The 13,460-nt window shown below is 64.7% G+C and carries 11 protein-coding genes; 3 read left to right on the top strand and 8 right to left on the bottom strand.

The genetic code is table 11. The annotated features are described in order from the left end of the window. Positions 1–12 precede the first annotated feature (12 nt). The 7 genes from CH251_RS21140 to styD all read right to left on the bottom strand — a co-directional run bounded on the left by CH251_RS21140 (position 13) and on the right by styD (position 9,001). The gene (locus tag CH251_RS21140; RefSeq protein WP_143537856.1) at positions 13–960 is read right to left on the bottom strand and encodes a helix-turn-helix domain-containing protein; all 948 of its coding nucleotides are present in this window, start codon (positions 958–960) and stop codon (positions 13–15) included. A gap of 120 nt (positions 961–1,080) precedes the next feature. Further along, on the bottom strand, positions 1,081–2,601 hold the full coding sequence (locus CH251_RS21135; protein WP_094614886.1) for a GMC family oxidoreductase: 1,521 nt from the start codon (positions 2,599–2,601) through the stop codon (positions 1,081–1,083). Between the two features lie 125 nt (positions 2,602–2,726). Then, positions 2,727–3,203, bottom strand: coding sequence for a DUF5134 domain-containing protein (locus tag CH251_RS21130; protein WP_179273478.1), 477 nt, complete (start codon positions 3,201–3,203; stop codon positions 2,727–2,729). Positions 3,204–3,214: 11 nt separating this feature from the next. Next, positions 3,215–4,636: an APC family permease gene (locus CH251_RS21125; RefSeq protein ID WP_094614884.1), complete on the bottom strand. Its 1,422-nt coding sequence runs from the start codon at positions 4,634–4,636 to the stop codon at positions 3,215–3,217. Next, positions 4,629–6,575, bottom strand: a complete 1,947-nt coding sequence (locus tag CH251_RS21120; RefSeq protein ID WP_094614883.1) for a primary-amine oxidase — start codon at positions 6,573–6,575, stop codon at positions 4,629–4,631. The genes CH251_RS21125 and CH251_RS21120 overlap by 8 nt, the downstream gene beginning before the upstream one ends. An 84-nt stretch (positions 6,576–6,659) precedes the next feature. Then, on the bottom strand, positions 6,660–7,229 hold the full coding sequence (locus CH251_RS21115) for a TetR/AcrR family transcriptional regulator (protein WP_094614949.1): 570 nt from the start codon (positions 7,227–7,229) through the stop codon (positions 6,660–6,662). Between the two features lie 287 nt (positions 7,230–7,516). Continuing rightward, positions 7,517–9,001: a phenylacetaldehyde dehydrogenase StyD gene (gene styD / locus CH251_RS21110; RefSeq protein WP_094614882.1), complete on the bottom strand. Its 1,485-nt coding sequence runs from the start codon at positions 8,999–9,001 to the stop codon at positions 7,517–7,519. Between the two features lie 294 nt (positions 9,002–9,295). Here styD and CH251_RS21105 point away from each other — a divergent pair, with 294 nt between their 5' ends. The 3 genes from CH251_RS21105 to CH251_RS21095 are packed head-to-tail and all read left to right on the top strand — an operon-like array spanning position 9,296 to position 12,316. Further along, positions 9,296–10,351 carry a carbon-nitrogen hydrolase family protein gene (locus tag CH251_RS21105; RefSeq protein WP_094614881.1) on the top strand — a complete coding sequence of 352 codons (1,056 nt, stop codon included), beginning with the start codon at positions 9,296–9,298 and terminating at the stop codon, positions 10,349–10,351. Further along, complete coding sequence (locus tag CH251_RS21100; RefSeq protein ID WP_094614880.1) at positions 10,344–11,345, top strand: phenylacetaldoxime dehydratase family protein; 1,002 nt, start codon at positions 10,344–10,346, stop codon at positions 11,343–11,345. Before CH251_RS21105 ends, CH251_RS21100 begins: the two co-directional genes overlap by 8 nt. A gap of 20 nt (positions 11,346–11,365) precedes the next feature. Next, complete coding sequence (locus tag CH251_RS21095) at positions 11,366–12,316, top strand: helix-turn-helix domain-containing protein (protein WP_094614879.1); 951 nt, start codon at positions 11,366–11,368, stop codon at positions 12,314–12,316. Between the two features lie 6 nt (positions 12,317–12,322). Here CH251_RS21095 and CH251_RS21090 read toward each other — a convergent pair whose 3' ends face one another. Further along, complete coding sequence (locus CH251_RS21090) at positions 12,323–13,300, bottom strand: alpha/beta hydrolase family protein (RefSeq protein WP_094614878.1); 978 nt, start codon at positions 13,298–13,300, stop codon at positions 12,323–12,325. Between the last annotated feature and the right edge of the window lie 160 nt (positions 13,301–13,460).

The following is a 13,460-nucleotide window of genomic DNA, read 5'->3' as shown; positions in this document are numbered from 1 at the left end:
TTCACGCAAGAATCACCTCGACGAACGTGCCTGTGCCCGATAGTCGCGTGCAGACATGGAGTACTTCTGCCGGAAGGCTCTACTGAACGAGCTCGCATCGATCATGCCGTGGCGAATCGCCACCCGCGAGATGCCGGCCGAGTTGTTCGGATCTCGTAGCGCTGCGGCGATCGCAGCCAGTCGGTGTTCGCGCAACACCGTGGCAAACGACGGTCCGGTGGAAAATGCGTAGTGCACGGTCCGTGGCGATACGGACAACGCTCGGGCTACGACCGAAACCGACAAGTCGGGGTCACTCAGATGTGAGCGGATGTATTCCGTCGCCGACGCGGTGATCGCGGTCGACGAATCTGCGGCAGTCCCCCACTTTTCGCCGAGGACTGCCGCGACCGTGGCGTGGAAGGCGCGCTCGAGATGCACGCCGGTCTCCTCCGATGTCGATTCCTGGGATCCATTCTCCCACAACGCCTTCATGACAGCCGTGACAGCCAGGCCCGTTCCTGAACCGGTATCCATCGATCGACCGATCGAGCGTGCCCGCGACGGGTCCGACCGGTCCAAGAATCGATGCGGCACTTGGTAGGACATGACGCGCCACGAGCCCTCGCAGTCGAACCAGTACGGACGAGTGGTGTCGACAATGGTGAACTGACCGGGAACCACACTCGTGACGCCGGTTTCGGTACGGACCCGACAGATACCGGCCAGCTGGATGTTGACGAAATACACCCCTTCGCCCGTCTGCGCCACCTCTGCCGGTCCGTGCGCGATACGTTGCCCGACAGATTCGAGCACGGCGCGATTGGTCGACCCCAGTGGCCTCAATTCGACGCGGCCATCGAATCCGTCGTCGGCGACGGCCGCGTCGGGTGTGAGCGGGGTGAACTCGCGGCAGATCACCTCACGCCACACCTCGAATCGATCACTTCGACGGTGGCTGGACAAGTCGTGCAACACCATGTCGACTCCGCTCGAATACCGGACACCTCCGCGCGAGGCGTGCACTGTTCACAGTGGCGGCACTGCACTTCGGTGACGTCACCTCCGCGTTTCGCGGGTGCAACAACCGTGTCCGTTCTCCTAGCTTCCCAGGATCAGATCCGAGGCCCGCTCACCGACCATGATGGACGGCGCGTTGGTGTTGCCCGATGGCACCGTGGGCATGATCGACGCGTCCGCGACCCGCAGTCCCTCGACGCCGCGGACCCGAAGGTCGGCTCCGACAACGGCATCGGCGTCCGAGTCCGCTCCCATCTTGCAGGTGCCGACCTGATGGTGGTACGTACCGGCGGTCTGTCGAACGTAGGCCCGTAGGTCGTCGCGGGTACGCGCACTCGGTCCCGGAACCACCTCGGCCTTGCGCCACGGCGCGAACGCGTCGGATGCTCCGATCTCGCGGCAGATCTCCACGGCGTCGACCATCGCTTCGAGGTCGTACGGATCGGCCAGGATGTTCGGGTCCGCCAGCGGCAGTTCGCTCGGATCCGAGGATGCCAACCGGAGAGTGCCACGCGAACGCGGAGCGACGATGCCGGGCGCGATGGTGTAGCCGTTCTCGGGCACCGGGTATCCGTCGGCCGGGTACGGAATGTGCATGAACAGTGGCTGCAGATCCGGTGCAGCGCCTGCCCATCCGGTACTGCGGGCATACAGCTGCGCCTCGAGCAGGTTGTTGGTGCCGGCTGCGAGGGGTTCGAGCGATTCGTAGATGTTGCTGAGCAGCAAATGGTCGTGCAGGTTCTCGCCGACACCCGGCAGATCCACGACCGTGTCGATCCCAAGTTCGGCCAAGTGCACGGCGGGTCCGATTCCACTGAGCAGCAACGTCTTCGGTGATCCGAGAGCTCCACCGCAGAGGATCACCTCGTGATCCGCGAACGATCGCTCCACCTCGGAACCCCCGCGGCTGTACTCGATTCCCACCGCTCGGCCGTTCTCGAGCACCACCTTGTGCACGAGTGCGCCAGTGGTGACGGTCAAATCATGATGGTCGATCACCGGGCCGACGAAGCTCTTCCACGCACTCATCCGTTCGCCGTCGCGGGTGGTGGTGTGGTTGTAGCCCGCGCCCAGCATCTCGTCGGCGTTGAAGTCGTCGATCAGTTTGTGCCCGTGCTCGACCGCCGCATCGACGAAGGCAGCCGCCAAGGGGTGCGGGGTACCCATGATCGACACCGGCAGCGGCCCGTCGCCGCCGTGGAACTCGTTGGCACCGAGCTCGTATGACTCCGAGCGCTTGAACAGTGGCAATACGTTCTCCCAGGCCCACCCGGCATCTCCGGTTGCGGACGCCCACGCGTCGTAATCGCTGGAATGTCCTCGGACGTAGATCATTCCGTTGAGCGACGAGCTGCCGCCGAGTACGCGCCCGCGTGGCCAGAAGATCCGCCGATCGTTGGCGTGCTTCTGCGGGGTGGTGAACAGTCCCCAGTCCTGCGATCCGCCCAGCAGCGTCGGCCAGCCCTGGGGTGAGTGGATCGCCGGATCGGTGTCCACCGGTCCTGCTTCGATGACATGCACGGTGTGCCCGGCATCGAGCAGTCGGCGAGCGATGACGCTTCCTGCTGATCCTGCTCCCACTACGATGTAATCCGTCGACATGCGCTGCCTCTTTCTGTTGTGACCGTCGACACAACAGTGGCCGAATCTGCGAGCACAAACATGTCGCTGCGCGCACACATTCTGGGTCAGATGCGCACCGGGAGCGGAGCCTGCAGGAGCGACCGTCAGTAGACCATCGGTGCCATTCCCAGGATCATCAGTGCGGAACCTGCGGTGACTCGTCGTCCGGGCGGGTTCGTGCGCAGCAGGTGGATCGTCACGGCCATCCACCCCACCAGGAGCAGCGCGGCGATGATCCTTGGATCCGCCTCGACTCCGTGCCGGTGCCGCGTCGACGCCTGCGGATCCGCGTGGGAGTGCATGGGCAGCAGCATCATCAGCAGCACGGCCATGCACGTCAGGTCCACCGCGCACGGAATCGATCGAGTTCTGTTCGGCCGGTCGGCGGTGACATGGACGGCAGCCGCGACGAGAGCAAGGATCGAAATCAGCGCCACGGATGGGTCCGTGCCGAGGACCACCATGGCGGCCATGACGGTGCCCATGCACAGGTGAGCCCACCGGACCCGCCCCGTGTGGTTGCGGCGTCCGATCAGGGGCAGGACAGCACCCACCGCACCCAGCGCCATGAGCACCGTCATGACCATCGGTGTCAGCCCGTCGGCTCGAGATCGAGGGCGCGAGATCCGGTCAGCCGAGCTACGAGGATCCCCGCCGCGAAGAACGTCGCGACGACGATCAACAGCAGCGCGGCGAGCACCCCCGAACCGCCGATGAGCAGTGTGAAGTTGTCCAGCACAAGACCGAGGATCGCCACCAGACCCACGGTTCCGAGTACCGGGGCGACAACGGTGTGCCAAGTACGCGTATCCACGGTCGATCGACGGAAGAAGGCGATGATGGCACCGCCGGTGAGGATCATCAGGACCAGAATGCTCACGGTGGCCAGCCCGGACATCCAGGTGAACAGTTCCAGCACCGGGTCTGCGCCTGCTGCCGCGAAGACCACGAGAACCACTGCTGCGGAGGCTGTTTGGAACAGTGACCCCATGTGCGGGGAGCCGTGCCGAGAGTGCGTGCGCGCCAGCATCGACGGGGCGACACCTTTGCGAGCGAGCGCGAAGACGTACCGTCCGATTGCGTTGTGGAACGCGAGAAGGGCGGCGAAGAGACTGGTGACCAACATGATCTCCATGATGTCCGCCGACATCGGGCCCAGGTACTGGGCGGCAGCGGCGAACGTCAATCCCGCCGTGTCGTCGGCAGCGGCCTGCGCGACGGATGCACTGCCGAAAGCGAGTACGACGGCCCAACTCGATACCGCGTACACCAGTCCGATGGTGACAACAGCGGCGTAGGTCGCGATCGGAACGGTCCGCGTGGGGTTACGCGCCTCCTCACCGTAGATCGCGGTGGCCTCGAAGCCGATGAACGACGCGATGGCGAACATCAGGGCGATTCCCGGGGATCCGCTGAAGAAGGCCGAGGGAGTGAACGATTCGACGTCGATGCCCGCGGCACCACCCTTGGCGAACACCGCGACCGACAGGATTACGATGATGCCGATCTCGAGCACCAGCAGTACCCCGAGGACCTTGGCACCGAGATCGATGCTGCGGTAGCCGAGCAGCGCCACGATCGCGACGAGACCGAGTGCCCACACCCACCACGGCAGGTCGGGGCCGCCGTACTTCACGACGAGGCTGTCGACGGTCGATGCGGCGAGTCCGTAGATGCCCGCCTGAATGGCGGTGTACGTCAGCAGCGCCAGACCCGCAGCGCCGAGGCCCATGGTTCTCCCGAGCCCCTTCTCCACATAGGCGTAGAACGCGCCGGTGTCGACCATGTGTCGGCTCATGGCCGCGTAGCCGACGCTGAAGATCAGCAGAACGATCGCGGCGACGATGTAGGCGAGCGGTGCGCCCGCTCCGTTGCCGGTCGCGATCATGACCGGTAAGGCCCCACCGATGGCGGTCAGTGGCGCTGCAGCAGCGATGACCAGGAACACGATCCCGACTACGCCGATGGAACCACGTAGCGCGCCGGCCGTCGAATTAGATTGGCGCTCAGACATTCTGCTCACCGCTCTCGCAGCTCGATGCGGCGCAGTGCGAAGAACTCGAGCGGGGCACGTCGAGGGTGGGGTTGCGATCGAAGAACCCCGCGGGCTTGAGTTTGAAGCCGGTGTAGTCCACCGGCATGATCGGCCAATCCTCGGGCCTCGGGAAGTGGGTCAGCCCGAAGGTGTGCCACAGCACGATGTCCTCGTCGACGAGGCTACGGTTCGAGGCGACGAATGCCGGCAGGCCAGCTCCCCCGTGGTGCTGGTTGACGAAATCGCCTGCGGCATACCGTTCGCTTCGGTCGAACTGCGTCACCCAGAGATGCTTGGTGGCGAACGTGGCGCGTCGCGCGATCGACGAGTTGTCGTCGGCCAACAGCAGCGGCTGCCCCTCGGGGTGCAGTGTGTATCCGACGGGCTTTCCGAGTCGGCTCAACGAGGTGGGATTGGTGACGTGCCAGACGCGCCCCACTGTGCCGTCGGCGACGCGTTGCGCCTCGGACTCCGTGGCCAGCGGCGTGTGTTGCAGAGCAAAGGCGTTGCCGTGCAGGTTGTCCGGGCCCATCGGTACTCGGCGGGTCTCGATCTCCTCGACGGAGTTGCCGATGCCGTCGACCATCATGTCGAGTCGCGCACTGAACAGGTGCTGATGGCACGGCGCACCGAGCCCGGGGGCGATCTGCGTCGCGTACGGATAGTCACCACCGGGATGCCCGGAAGTGAACACGATTCCGGTTGCCTTGACCTCGAATTCGATGGTGCCGTCGAGGTAGAGGTACCAGAAGAATCCGTAGTCGTAGTTGCCGATGGTGGTGAAGAAGGAGATCACGAGTCGACGCTGACGCCGGGTCTCCTGCGATCCCGACCACAGATCGGTGTGCTTCCACAGCACCCCGAAATCCTCCTCGTGCATGCACACGGCGTTCGTCAGCGTTTTCGGGTTGCCGAATTCGTCGGCGATCACGGCGTCGAAGTACGTGATGTCCCCGACGCAGTCGCACCCGAGTTCGAGTGAGTTCGCGAACCGTCCCACCAGGTACTCACCGGTGTCGAAGTAGTTCTGCCACGACCGCACCGGGGACGGATCACCATAGGGCACAACCATTTCGGCGATCGAAGCGCGGTGGATGATCGGACGGACGGTACCCCCGTCCTCGAACCCGATCTGGTGCAGCACCAGGCCCTCACGCACATCGAAGCCGACTCGGAAGGACCACTTCTCCCAGTCGACGCGATTGCCTCGAACCGTGAAGCTGGGCCCCTCGGGTTGAGTGATCTCGATCGGCTTCTGCGTGGTGCGCAGCGGGCCGGTGACGGCCGAATCGTCGAAGTTTCCCGATTCCTCCGGGATGGGAACCACACCCAGGTCGACAACCTTGTCCACCGTCCAATTCATCACGTCCACGAACGCGACCAGCCCGTCGATAGGATGGGCCCACGCGTGATCGGCGGGGTAGTCTTGCCGAAAAGCCAAGCCGCGCAGTATGCGTCGACCGTGCTCGCCCGGGTAGTCGAACACACCTGCCGACAGGGGTGCCACTCGAACGTCGGCTACGTCCAGTCCGCGCGCGGCCAGCGCGGCGAGCCAGTCCGGATCGGTGGAGAGCACCTTCTCGACGAGCTCGAATTCCTCGTCGAGCACCGGCATCTGGCCGTCACGGATCGCATCGAGGCGGGTGGAGCCGATCACCTGACGCTCGTCGAGGGAGACGAGAAGGTCGACGGCATCGGGTGTCGAGATGTCGTGCAACAGCACCCGGAAGGTGCGTCGGGTGGTCGGTTCGGCGACGTACAACTCGGACTTCTCCGGTTCGTCCAGTCCGAGGTAGACGAACCGCGTTGCAGCCGTGACGAATCCGGCGGCGTCGACGATGTCTCGAACCTGTGCGATCTCGTCTTCGGTGGGCAACGACAACGCGTGGTCGATTGCGTGTGGCGTGAGAGTTGGCATGGATATTCCTCGAGGTCGGTGTTGGTTCTACAGACGTTGAATAATGAAGACATGCGGGACCATGAGTCGCCTGCACACAGGTGGTTACAGCTGAGCTATGAACCGGTCGAGCATCTCGAACTGCCGGTCGGCAGTGGTGTCGTCGGGGGTGAGCACGCCGAGGATCTGCATACCCATCATCATGTTGAGCAACATTTCGACGGCGAGATCGACATCGAAGTCGCCGGCGTCGCCTTCTGCGCGGGCCTGCTCGAGAAACTCAGCCATCCGCGCCCGCCACGACACCAGGGATCGATGGTTGGTGTCGTCCATGTGCCCGTCGTACATTGCGCGCTGCCACAGCGAGACTGCGATTCTCGCCTCGAGCAGAGTCTCTTCGGTCGTCGGCATCACTTCTCGGCAGAAGATGCGGAGCGCATCGAATCCCGTTGCGTCGCCCAGTGCTTCGTCGATACGGCGGTTCGTTGCCTCGAAGACGTGCTCGAATGCAGTTCGGAGAATCTCGTCCTTGCCCGCGAAGTAGTGGCTCAGCGCGCCGTTCGTGTATCCCGCCTCGGTCGCGATGTCCCGCATGTTCGCGGCATCGATCCCCTTGGCAGCGATCAGACGCCAGGTTGCCGCGGTGATCGCGCGGCGGCGTTCGTCGTGATCCACGAGCTTCGGCACAGCCCTACGGTAGCGGCTCCCTGCTGGAACCTAGGGTTCGGGCATCGTCATCATCGCCTTCCGATCCGTTCGGCCGTTGTTCTACGTCCGTTGAACTAAATCTTGCGACCTGCTCGTTACGAATCGCGTGTCCTTCCGTAAACACCGCGTTACCCCAGGTGAGCGGAAACTCGACCCCTGCTACGAAGTTCCGCTCACCTGGGTCGTTCCGCAGGCTCCACTCCCGCTCACCTGGGTCGTTCCGCAGGCTCCACTCCCGCTCACCTGCGTGAGCTCTACAGGACGATCGTGACTACCTTCTCCTCGGTGTTGGCCTCGATGCCGGCCCATCCGAGTTCACGGCCCGTGCCACTGGTCTTCATTCCGCCCCACGGGAGTGCGGGATCGATTGCAGCCCAACCGTTCACCCAGACCGCGCCGGATCGGACCTGCGCAGCCAAGGTGTGCGCCCTCGACACGTCGCGGGTCCAGATGCTCGCGGCCAATCCGTACACGGTGTCGTTGGCGATACCGATCGCTTCGTCTGCGGTGTCGAACGGAATGACCGTGCCGACGGGCCCGAAGATCTCCTCCTGGGCGATCTTCATGCCGTTGTCGGCGTCGGCGAAGATGGTCGGCTCGACGAAGTATCCGGCCCCGTCGGGGCGGCCACCTCCGGCCGCCACTCGGGCACCGCCGTCGCGTCCGGCCTGGATGTACCCCAGCACGCTGTCGCGCTGCTTCGCGTTGACCAGTGCCCCCATCGTCGTCGACGGATCGAACGGGTCGCCCAGTACCTGAGCCGACGCCGCAGCGGCCAAACCGTCGACCACCTGTGAGTACAGCGAGCGATGCACCAGCACCCGGGTACCAGCCGCACACACCTGGCCCTGATTGAAGAACAGTCCCATCGCGGTTCCGTTGATCGCTGCCTCGAGATCCGCGTCCTCGAGGATGATCTGCGGAGACTTGCCGCCGAGCTCGAGCGTCGTCCGCTTGAACGTGTCGGCAGCCTTCTTGGCGATGAGCTTGCCGACCCGCGGGCTGCCGGTGAAGCTGATCTTGTCGACGTCAGGATGACCGACCAACGCGTCGCCGGTCACTTCTCCCAGTCCCGGAAGGACATTGACGACTCCGGCAGGTACGCCCGCCTCGTCGATCAGACGAGCCAGATGCAGGATCGACAACGGGGCGTCCTCCGGCGGCTTGATCACCACGGTGTTTCCCGCAGCCAGCGCAGGTGCGAGCTTCCACCCGGCGATCATCAACGGGGTGTTCCACGGAACGATCATGCCGATCACGCCGACGGGCTCGCGAACGGTGTACGAGTGCGTCGGCTGACCGAAGTAACCCGCAGTGGGGATGGAGCTACCGGTGATCTTGTCGGCCCACCCGGCGAAGTGTCGGAAAGTGGCTGCAGCATTGGGGATGTCGAGCATCGCCGGCTGACCCACCGGCTTGCCGACGTCGAGAGCCTCCAGCCGCGCCAACAGATCCCCGTCGCGCTCGATCAGATCGGCAATTCGATTGAGCAGCTTTCCGCGGACCGCTCCGGGCGTGGCACCCCATTCGCCACCGAGCTGGGCGCGAGCCGCACGCACCGCAGCATCCACATCCGACGCCGTGGCGGCGGCAACCTCGGCCAGTGGCTGCTCCGTGGTGGGGTTGAGGTCGGTGAAGGTGCCTCCGTCGGATGCACCGCGCCACTGCCCTGCGATGTAGAGCTCGGTGGCGGTGCCGGTCGGCAACGACGGTGCGGCAGATTCCTGTACTGCGGTCATATTCGAAAGCTCCTTCTCGGGTGCCGATCACGGCACCTGTGGCGTGTGCAGTTCCCAGATTGCGCCCGCAGCGGCACGAAGGTCTTGTGTGATCGCGCACACATTGTGCGATAGATGCGCACCGCCGGCCGACCTCCCCGCGTGACGATCGTGTGTCCACACACGAGGCCCCGGTTACCGCAGTGTTTCGGCATCCGGCCGTGCGACGGAGAGTCAATTTTTCCGACACATCGAGGCCATCGAACGGCCTTTCAGCAGGCAAAACTGGGGCACTCCCCAACGAAAGGCCCTTCCATGAACCACCATCAGTTCCGCGCCGCAGCAGTCCAGGCCGCACCGATCTTTCTCGATCTCGACGCCTCGATCGACAAGGCGATCGGCCTGATCGAGGACGCAGCTCGCGCCGGAGCCGAGCTCGTCGCGTTTCCCGAGACCTACCTGCCCGGCTACCCCTGGTACATCTGGCTCGACGCACCCGCATGGGGATTTCAGTTCACGCAGCGCTATTTCGACAACTCGCTCGAGTACGGGACACCGCAGGCAGCTCGAATTGTGCAGGCCGCCAAGGACAACCACATCATGGTCGTGATGGGTCTGAGCGAGCGTTACAAGGCCAGCCTCTACATCGCCCAGTGGATCATCGACGCGGAAGGCAAGACCGTCGCGATGCGTCGCAAACTCAAGCCGACTCACGTCGAGCGCACCGTCTACGGCGAGGGCGACGGATCCGATCTGTCGGTGTACGACACGGACCTCGGACGCGTCGGCGCACTGTGCTGCTGGGAGCACCTGCAGCCGCTGTCGAAGTACGCAATGTACGCCCAGAACGAGCAGGTTCACATCGGAGCGTGGCCCAGCTTCTCGCTCTACACCGGGGCGGCCTACGCCCTCGGGCCCGAGGTCAACACGGCCGCCAGCCGCATCTACGCCGTCGAAGGCGGCTGTTTCGTCATCAGCCCGTGCGCGACGGTCTCACCCGAGATGATCGACATCATGTGCACCGACGACGCCAAGCGCGCGATGCTCACCGCGGGCGGCGGTCATGCCCGCATCTACGCTCCCGACGGCCAATTGATGCACGAACCGCTCGCACCCGACGCCGAAGGCCTGGTGTTCGCCGACATCGACACCAGCCTGATCTCGATCGCCAAGGCCGCAGCCGACCCGGCCGGCCACTACTCGCGTCCGGACGTGACGAGACTGTGGCTCGACAAGACTCCCGGCGACCGCGTCGTGTCGGGTGCGCAGCCAGTCGCGAACGCGCGCTACGACTTCACCGAGGACGCCGCCGAGGTACGTCTCGAGATCACCGAGCAGCTCGCTCACGACGAGGACGCCGCCCATGTCTGAGCTCGAATCCGCGATACCCGATCATCTCGTCGTTCCACGGTCGTGTCCGCGCAGCACACCCGAGGGCTACCAGCCGCCCTTCCCGTCGTACGTCGCCCGCTTTCCGGTGTCCACCGAGCGAGTCGTCATGGGCTACTTCGGAATACAGGGCATGCCCGACGCCTCCCCGTGGGGTGACGAAGGTCCACCCCGGACGGACCGGGCGCGCTACACCGACGAGGAAGGCACCGACACGACGGTGTTCATCGGCTACTGGGACGACGTGGCAACGTTCGACCGCTGGTTCGACACCGTCGGCCGACACTGGACGAGCGTCCGAGGTCGCTTCGTCGAGATCATCAGACCGACCGTCGACCGCTACGAGACACTGTTCTCCTCCACCGGACGAATGGAAGGTGTTGCCACTCTGACCGATTCACTCAGCGGGACCATCGTCGAGCATGCCTACTGGGGCGGGGTTCGAGATCGAATCCCGTTGTCGCAGAACGACTCGCTTGCTCCCAGTGGGGATCCGGAGATCGTCCGCGAGGGCGACAGAGTCAGGATCGTGCCGCAGGAGAACCTCTGCCTCATCCGATCCGGGCAGGACTGGGCCGATACCGCCGGGGCCGAACGGGAGATGTACCTGCGAGACGTCGAACCGGTGTTGCGTGCCGGCATGGACTTTCTCCGCGACGACGGACTCGCCATCGGCTGCTTCGCCAACCGGTACATGACCGTCGTGACCGACAACGGCACCGATACCGACAAATCGTTCGGCATGAGTTGGTGGCGCAGCCTGAGCGATCTGGAGACATGGGCCGAGTCGCATCCGACGCACGTGGCCATCTTCGGTGCCGCACTGAAGTATCTGTCGACGATGGGCCCCGCTGCCTCCCTGAGGCTCTATCACGAGGTGACCGTCGCGGCGGCGGACGAGCAGTACTTCGAGTACTTCGGTTGCCACGGCCGCACAGGTCTTCTGCGCACCGCTGCGGAGCGTTCTACTCTGTGACCGGACAGGAGGTACCTGACATGGGCGATCCGCTGCGCACCGATTCGGTGGACCAAGCCGACAGCGTCGACTTCTGGACGGCGGCGGTGAGCCGGACGTACGTCGATCTCGAGTGCACGATTCCGGAGGACGCGTCTGCGATCACCGGGCGTATCGAGTCGACCGGGCTTGCGACTCTCGGATTGTCGCGGGTGACGGCGACGGCGCAGAGCGTGCTGCGGACGCCTGCAGGTATCTCCCGAACCAGTGACGACTACTTCCTGGTCAGTGTTCAGACGTCGGGAACCGGGTTCGTGGTCCAGGACGACCGAACTGCGGTCCTGCAACCGGGGGACTTCGCGCTCTACGACACCACCCGGCCCTACAGTCTTCGCTTCGACGACCCGTTCGCTCAGTACGTTCTGATGCTCCCCGGAGCAACGCTACGGACGCTCGTCCGGGATACGAATTCGCTGACCGCGCGGGCTGTGTCCGGGCGGCACGGCGCGGGAAAACTGCTCGTCAGCATGATCTCGTCGATCATGGACGACGCCGACATGAGTACCGCGTCGGCCGAGGCCGTGTCGCAGAGCGTCGAGTACATCCTGGTCGCGGGCCTGGTCGGACTCACCGGAGTCGAGAAGCCCGCACCGTATGCGGCGTCCGAGAGACTCGGCGAGATCAAGCGCGCGATGACCGCGCGACTGCGTGATCCGGACCTGACCGTGACGGAAGTGGCTGCCTCGCTGCACTTGTCGTTGAGCACGGTGCATCGAGCCTTCGCCGGTGAGCCGTGTACCGCCAGTGAGTGGATCTGGATGCAGCGACTCGACGGCGTCAAACGTGCACTGTGCGAGCCGCAGAATGCTCGCACCACCATCGGCGCGTTGGCGGCGTCGTGGGGATTCACCGACCCCGCGCACTTCAGCCGCGCGTTCCGTGCACGCTTCGGCTGCACCCCCAAGGATTTTCGCGACACCAACCGCAGCTGAGCCGGCTCAGATCCCGAGCGACCCGGCCAGTGTCGGCCAGCTCTTGGGCAGCTGATCCACCCAGTACGGCCACGAGTGGGTGCCGGTCTCGGTGAAATCGAAGGTGGCAGGAATGTTCAGCTGGCCGAGTCGATCCGCAAGTCGATGGGTGCAGTAGTTCGCGCCCACCTCGATGATGCCGCCGACCACCACCACATCCAGTGCTGCTGCGCTGTCGAAGCTTTCGTGCGGTCCCGGCGCTCCCGTTCCCACCGACACGTACACGTCGGTGCCGCGCAGACTTTCGGCGTTGACCACCGAATCGTGTTCCGCCCAGGCGGGATCGAGCGGGCCACCCCACATGTTGTCGGCGTTTCCGCCGAACGCGCCGACGATCGCGCGAATACTAGCCTGCCCCATCGGCTCCGAGGAGGCGAAACAACCGCTGTACGACGCCACCCCGGAGTAGAGGTCGGGGTGACGTGCGGCCAGCATCATGGCCGACTGCGCACCCATGGACAGCCCAGCGATCGCGTTGCGTCCGTTGCCGTCCACGGTTGCGTCGATCAACGGGGGGAGTTCCTCGGTCAGAAACGTCTCCCATTGGTATCGGCCGAGTTTCGGATCGTCCCGTTGCCAGTCGGTGTAGAAGCTGCCGGGGCCGGCCAGCGGTAGGACGACGTTGACGTTCTTGTCGGCGAAGAATTCGGCCGCGCCACCCTTGCGGAGCCACATGCTGTTGTCGGGATCCTCCTCGCCGATGCCGCTGAGCATGTACAGCGTCGGCCGCGAGCCGCTCTGTGCGGCGGGGGTGAGCACCTGTACCTCGACGACGGCCCCCATCGCGGGCGATTCCACGCTGAGCGTGCGCAGGGTGTCCGACGCGATGGACGTGTCGACGATCCGAGCGACCGGCTCGACGGGATCGGCCGTCGCGATGCCGACCGAGGACACGGACAGCGCTGCGGCGACGACGAACGGGGTGAAGATGCGTCGACGACGCATGGCGATCCTCTCGGGATTGTCACAGGGCGGGATTTGTCACAACGAAATGGCGAATTGCATGGAGCATTGCACAGCAACCGACCGGATGGAATGCCGAACGCCAATCCATCCGATTCGGACCGACCGGGACTCTGACAACACCTCACCGCACGAGCATTTG

Source organism: Rhodococcus sp. 06-462-5 (assembly GCF_002258315.1).
Classification (GTDB): domain Bacteria; phylum Actinomycetota; class Actinomycetes; order Mycobacteriales; family Mycobacteriaceae; genus Rhodococcoides.
Note: the sequence above shows the minus strand (reverse complement) of the source record. Positions and strands in the feature narration are given on the sequence as shown.

What these genes read in the sequence shown, in the direction of transcription:
- CH251_RS21105 (WP_094614881.1), top strand. Translation starts at nt 9,296, where the DNA reads ATGAACCACCATCAGTTCCGCGCCGCAGCAGTCCAGGCCGCACCGATC.
- CH251_RS21125 (WP_094614884.1), bottom strand. Translation starts at nt 4,636, where the DNA reads ATGTCTGAGCGCCAATCTAATTCGACGGCCGGCGCGCTACGTGGTTCC.
- styD (WP_094614882.1), bottom strand. Translation starts at nt 9,001, where the DNA reads ATGACCGCAGTACAGGAATCTGCCGCACCGTCGTTGCCGACCGGCACC.
- CH251_RS21095 (WP_094614879.1), top strand. Translation starts at nt 11,366, where the DNA reads ATGGGCGATCCGCTGCGCACCGATTCGGTGGACCAAGCCGACAGCGTC.
- CH251_RS21130 (WP_179273478.1), bottom strand. Translation starts at nt 3,203, where the DNA reads ATGACGGTGCTCATGGCGCTGGGTGCGGTGGGTGCTGTCCTGCCCCTG.
- CH251_RS21090 (WP_094614878.1), bottom strand. Translation starts at nt 13,300, where the DNA reads ATGCGTCGTCGACGCATCTTCACCCCGTTCGTCGTCGCCGCAGCGCTG.
- CH251_RS21120 (WP_094614883.1), bottom strand. Translation starts at nt 6,575, where the DNA reads ATGCCAACTCTCACGCCACACGCAATCGACCACGCGTTGTCGTTGCCC.
- CH251_RS21135 (WP_094614886.1), bottom strand. Translation starts at nt 2,601, where the DNA reads ATGTCGACGGATTACATCGTAGTGGGAGCAGGATCAGCAGGAAGCGTC.
- CH251_RS21140 (WP_143537856.1), bottom strand. Translation starts at nt 960, where the DNA reads ATGGTGTTGCACGACTTGTCCAGCCACCGTCGAAGTGATCGATTCGAG.
- CH251_RS21100 (WP_094614880.1), top strand. Translation starts at nt 10,344, where the DNA reads ATGTCTGAGCTCGAATCCGCGATACCCGATCATCTCGTCGTTCCACGG.